This is a genomic window from Dyella sp. (assembly GCF_035508675.1).
GTDB lineage: Bacteria > Pseudomonadota > Gammaproteobacteria > Xanthomonadales > Rhodanobacteraceae > Dyella_B.
This window is the reverse complement of sequence record NZ_DATJMN010000172.1, coordinates 1-5,085: the sequence shown is the minus strand read 5'-3', so window position 1 is coordinate 5,085 and position 5,085 is coordinate 1. Positions and strand designations below refer to the sequence as shown.

The 5,085-nt window shown below is 58.7% G+C and carries 3 protein-coding genes; 1 reads left to right on the top strand and 2 read right to left on the bottom strand.

Going from position 1 to position 5,085, the window contains the following annotated elements:
• Nucleotides 1-121 precede the first annotated feature (121 nt).
• Complete coding sequence (locus tag VMA74_RS09435) at nt 122-1,147, bottom strand: LacI family DNA-binding transcriptional regulator (RefSeq protein ID WP_325366389.1); 1,026 nt, start codon at nt 1,145-1,147, stop codon at nt 122-124.
• 157 nt (nt 1,148-1,304) lie between these two features.
• Nucleotides 1,305-3,731, bottom strand: coding sequence for a TonB-dependent receptor (locus VMA74_RS09430; protein WP_325366387.1), 2,427 nt, complete (start codon nt 3,729-3,731; stop codon nt 1,305-1,307).
• A 180-nt stretch (nt 3,732-3,911) separates the two neighbouring features.
• Here VMA74_RS09430 and VMA74_RS09425 point away from each other — a divergent pair.
• On the top strand, nt 3,912-5,085 hold a 1,174-nt coding region (locus VMA74_RS09425), incomplete at its 3' end, for a tryptophan halogenase family protein (RefSeq protein ID WP_325366386.1).

Genomic DNA, 5,085 nt, shown 5'->3' with positions numbered 1-5,085 from the left:
ATCGCTCCGAGAACCACAATAGCCGTCACATCTACAATCAGAAGCACTGACCCCGAGTAGTTAGCGCATCATGAAAAACCTCCCGTGATCGCATGGGAGGTTTTTTTATGGATCCGCAGATTCAGTCGACGGTTTTGGGCGGCGCTGCTGTCGATTCACGCAGTTGAAGCGAATAGGGAACTTGCACCAGCAGACCTTCGCCGCGGCCGCGTAGCAGCTCCAACAGTTGCAGGGCGGCAAGTTTGCCCATATCGCGGGCGGGTTGTCTCACGGTTGTAAGTGGCGGCCAAAGCTGGTTGGCCAGCGCGTTATCGTCGAAACCGCAGACCGACAAATCGCGCGGCACTTTCAGGCCTCGTTCGTTGGCTGCCCACATTACGCCTGCCGCCATATCGTCGTTGGCGGCGAAGATGGCGGTGGGAAGCTCCGGCAGCGCAAACAGTTTGCGCGCGGCAACAACGCCGGAGCCGAACGTGAATTCGCCCTGCACCACGTAATCCGGATCGTAAAGAATGCCCGCGGCCGACAGGGCTTCCTTGTAACCGGCCAGTCGCCAACGGCTTGCGCCGTGGTTGGCGATACCGAGAACGTGCGCAATGCGTTTGTGTCCATGCTCAATCAGATGCGTGACCAGCGCTTTGGCAGCCAGTTCTTCATCCATGCAAACGCCTATCGCCTCATTGCGGTTTTGCGGCGAGACGCTCGCATGAGGCACTTCACGCTCCCGCAAGCGCCGTAGCAGCGGCGGATAGTCGGTAAGCGGCGGCGTCAGAATGACGCCGTCCACATGATGATCGGAAATCAATGCGTCGACGCGTCGGATGAAATCCTGCCCGCGCATCCGCAACGGACACACCATCATGCTGTAGCGGTTTGCGTTGCAGGCGTCGAGTATGCCGTCTTGAATTTCGGCAAGGTAGGTCGACGCGGGGTTGTCGTTGTTGTCGTACAGCATGGCGATGAGAAAAGATCGGCTGCCTGCCAATCCACGGGCCGAAGGGCTCGGCCGATAGTTCATCGATTCCATCGCGGCGAGCACGCGCTGGCGCGTGGAGTCCTTGACGTACGACTCCTCGTTCAACACGCGCGACACGGTCTTGGGCGATACACCCGCTGCGCGTGCGACATCTTCCAGGCGTACCCCCATGCATTCTCCTAAGATCACCGTGTTGCACAGTGACTATGCCGCTCGCACTCCGTTCTTACAAGAGTTAGAGCGTCGGAATCGCCAGTATTAAGCCGTTTTCAAAAAAGGCGCCCTCTTGCGAGGGCACCTCAGCTGAGCAGGTAGGGAGGTTTCCCACTCAGAACCACACGCCCACTTCGACACCGTACGTACGCGGCGGCAAATATTGGGAAACATAGACGAAGCTGCCGTCGGCCTCCTGGAATCGCATGGCATTCGTGCGCACCTTGTCGTCGCTAAGGTTTTGCACATAGGCATTCACCCACCAACGATCTTGCGGTTCGGTGTAACGCAACGAGACATCGCTGCGAACGTAGGCTTTTTGTTGATCGCCCGAGCCGAGATTCAACGGACTCAGCCATTGCATGCTCTGGTACTGAGCGCTGAGGCGTGGTGTCAGCCGGCCACCGTTGGACAGATGAAAATCATGCTCGTAGATGGCGGTAAGCGATGCATCCGGTGCATGCGGCAACGTGTGACCCGTGATGTTCAGGCAGGTGGCAAGGTTGGACTGCGGTGCGCAAGGTGGCAGGCCTGCATAATCGTTGCTGCCTGCATAGAGCAGCGTGCCAAGCGTTTTCTTCGGAATAGCCGAGAACACCAGGTTGGCGCGGTCGTCATGTCCTTGATAAGCCAGTTCGGATTCGAAGCCGGCAACGATGGTGCTGCCTTGCACGTTGGAGAAGCCAAGGCCGTGATCGCCATTCGGATACGTAATCGGTGCCGATAGCTGGAAGTTCTTGAAATTCTCATAGTACGCCGCGCTGTTCCAGGTCACGTGCCCATCGAAGAACGTGAACTTGGCGCCGATTTCGTAGTTGGTCAGCGTTTCGGGCTGGTACAACGTGCCACCGTCTTCCGTGCCGCCCGACTTGTAGCCCGTCGACACGCTCGTGTATACCATCGCATTCTGATTGAAGACGTAATCGGCGCGGGCCAGCCAGGTGACTTTGGTGTTGTGATACTTGGCATCGTTATGCTGTGAGACGGTGAAGCCGACATCTTGCGGCTGCACGCCGGGGGCGATCGGAACTTGAGGCACGGTCGGATCGTACGCCCAGCCCCAATTGATGCCGCCTTCGTTCCTCTTGGTGTCGTCGGAGAAGCGCGCGCCAGCCGTCAAATTGAAAGCGTCGGTAACATGCCACACGGTTTGGCCGAACACCGCTTCGGACTGCACCGTTTCCTTCGGCTGGATAAACGAACCTTGCCAGTTCACCGTGCCCAACTCCGTGCCGTTCATGATCGGAATGTCGAAGCGGATGTTGTTGTCTTCGGCGGAGTAATAAAGACCGAGAATCCAATCGAGCGTGTGTTGTCCGGTCGATTTCAGATCAAGCTCGTGACTGTAGCTGGAGTAGTTGGAGTAATTGGTGCGGTCGTCTTGATACACGCCGCCCGTCGTGAAGCTGGTGGGCAATATCGCGCCGGCATCCTGATCGTAATCGCTGGAACCGGCAAAACGGTTGTAACCGGCAACGTAGCTAAGAGCCATGTCCTCGTTGATCTGCCAATCCATGCGGCTACGCACCGTTTTGGAGGTGCGATGCAGATAGGGCGCGGTGTCGATCAATGCGGACCAGAAATCCTGACCGGGACGTGGATCTTGCATCAAGTTCATGTCCGGCGTGCCGCGGTCGAGGAAATACTCGTACGACAGGTTCCATTTGAACGAATCGGTGGGTTGCCATAACGCACTGATGCGAGCCGCAGACTGATTTTGCGCGTTGTACTTCTGGCCAACGCTGGAGTAGAGCGCTTGATTGATCGGTTGGAATTTCGCCGGATTGCCACCACTGGCGAGATAGGTGGCCTCCTGTTGAGCGACGGAAGGTAGTTCGCTCGCCGGATTTTGATAGTTCACATAGCCATCGTGTTGTTCATGTGCAACCGCTACACGCATGGCGAACGTATTGCTGATCGGCAGATTGATCGCAGCCTTTTCGCCGGCCTGGCTGTAGTTGCCCAGCGACATTTGCGCGTTGCCATAGAAGCCACCGCCGATATCTGGTTTGGCGGTCTCAAAATCGACGGCACCTGCCGTGGAGTTGCGGCCCCACAATGTTCCCTGCGGGCCACGCAGCACCTGCACGCTGTCCATGTCCATCAGCAGGCTTGTGGCCGTTTCGGCGCGCGGGGCATAGACACCGTCAACGAACAGCGCGACTTCCGGGTCGGCGTATTCGGTCTTGGCGCTGTCGTTGCCGATACCGCGCATCGTCAGCGTGGTAACGCCATGGTCACCCTCGCTGGTGGCTTGCAGGCCCGGTACGAGTTTGGTGATGTCCTGCACGGTCATCACGCGCTCTTTGTCGAGCGTGTCGGCCGTGATCGCCGTGACGGCAACCGGGGTTTTCTGCAGCGGGGTTTCACGCTTGGTGGCAGTCACCTGGATGGCCTCCAGGTTCTTGACCTTCTTCTGGGACGGTCCGTTGGTCTTATCGGTTGTGGCCTGTTGAGTCGCGTCCTGTCCCGTGGCAAGCACAGGGGTAGTGGCAAGCACGGCGGCAAGTGCGACGTACATAGCCGAGTGGCGAAGCATCATTTCATTCCCCTCCAAATGAATCCGCGTTGTTTTAAGCGCAGCCAACCCATCTCCCCGGCATTGGCTACACCACAGATGCGACAACGCTGATACGATATGACAGCGCTGTCATACGCAAATAATAGGCAGCTTCCGACAAAGAAGCTTGCCGCGTCGCAACAAACCAACCTGGGAGGGGTCATGGCACGGTTACAAAGCATCTTGGTGGTGGGGGGAGGGGCCGCGGGCTGGCTCGTGGCGTGCTATCTGGCCAAACACTTGAATGCCGTGGCATCAGAGGGCATTCGCGTAGAGCTGGTGGAGGCGCCGGGCATTGGTCTGCTAGGCGTGGGCGAGGCGACGTTTCCGTCCATTCGCGGCACGTTTTCGGCGATTGGTCTGGATGAAGGGCGTCTCCTTGTCGGCGCTAATGCGACCTTCAAACAAGGCATTCGCTACGATCATTGGGTGCGACCTCCGGGCAGCGAAGGCGCGGCCAGTTTCTTTCATCCCTTCAGCCTGCCTAGCCAGCGACCGGGTTCTCCGGAATTGCTGCCTTATTGGCTGCTGGGCGGCGCGCCTGCAGGCATGCCGTTGGCCGAAGCGGTCACGATGCAACATCGCCTGGTGATGCACGGGCGCGGTCCCAAACGCGCCAGCGATCCCGACTATCAAGGCCCCATGAATTACGCCTACCACTTCGATGCCGCACGCGTTGCGGAAGTGCTGGCCGAGCATGGACAGAAGCTTGGCGTGAAGCGTCATCAAGCGACCGTCGAGCGCGTGGAACTTGACGAGCGCGGCGCGATAGCAAGCTTGGTCACGCAAGAGGTCGGCGAATTGAAGGCTGATCTTTACGTCGATTGCACTGGCTTGCGCAGCCGTTTGATCGGCGGCGCCATGCAATCCCCATTCCGCAGTCGTACCGACGTGCTGTTCGTCGATCGCGCGGTTGCGATGCAAGTGCCGTATCCGCGACCGGATACGCCTATTGCGTGTTGCACGATCGCCACCGCGCAGGAAGCGGGTTGGACGTGGGATATCGGTCTGCAGCAGCGACGCGGCGTGGGATATGTCTATTCGTCACGCCATTCGGATGCCACGCGCGCGGAAGAAGTGATACGACGGCATCTCGGTCCTGTCGCCGATCAGCTGGAGCCGCTGCATATCAAATTCGAAACCGGATACAGGCCCGAGCATTGGCGCGCCAACTGCGTCGGCATCGGCTTGGCCGGCGGTTTTGTCGAGCCGTTGGAGTCGACGGGTATCGCGCTGGTGGAACTGGGTACTTATCTGCTCACGCATTTGCTTCCGACGGATCTCGGTGACATGGAGCGCGCGGCCAAGCACTTCAACGCAATGATGTGCGCACGTT

Coding starts and splice junctions, on each gene's coding strand:
- VMA74_RS09435 (WP_325366389.1), bottom strand. CDS start 1,147: ATGGGGGTACGCCTGGAAGATGTCGCACGCGCAGCGGGTGTATCGCCC.
- VMA74_RS09430 (WP_325366387.1), bottom strand. CDS start 3,731: ATGATGCTTCGCCACTCGGCTATGTACGTCGCACTTGCCGCCGTGCTT.